The 416-nt window shown below is 37.7% G+C and carries 1 protein-coding gene; it reads left to right on the top strand.

The features are described from left to right. Nucleotides 1–181 (top strand): hypothetical protein (locus ACJ5GX_RS01875; RefSeq protein WP_495292639.1); only part of this gene is annotated, 181 nt, incomplete at its 5' end. Nucleotides 182–416 lie beyond the last annotated feature (235 nt).

Genomic DNA, 416 nt, shown 5'->3' on the forward strand with positions numbered 1-416 from the left:
ACATGAAGACATTATTGAAATTATAAGAAAAATAGTATTGTTACGTGATGGTCAAGGATCGATCGAACTGATAAAAATTTGGAGAATTTGCAAAATTACAACGCAGGCTGAATTTGAAGAACATACATACATACATACACATATCACGGCTATTATCCCTTTCAAGGTAGGTAAAGCGTAAACGCCCGCAAAAACGAACATTTACACCACGTCTGACATATGTTTGAGGGACATTCGGAAAATTGTATATCGCCATAGTGACAGGTTGTCAGCCCATCGCCTAAAATTGCAGTACACACCCAAGGGAAAGAAATTGGGTGATGTTATTCTAAGCCGGCATCACACGGCCAGAAGGACTTACATTTGATAAATTTTAGGTTTCCACTTACTTGCATATTCAATTCTTTCAAACCAGT

Source organism: Wolbachia endosymbiont of Tuta absoluta (assembly GCF_059414725.1).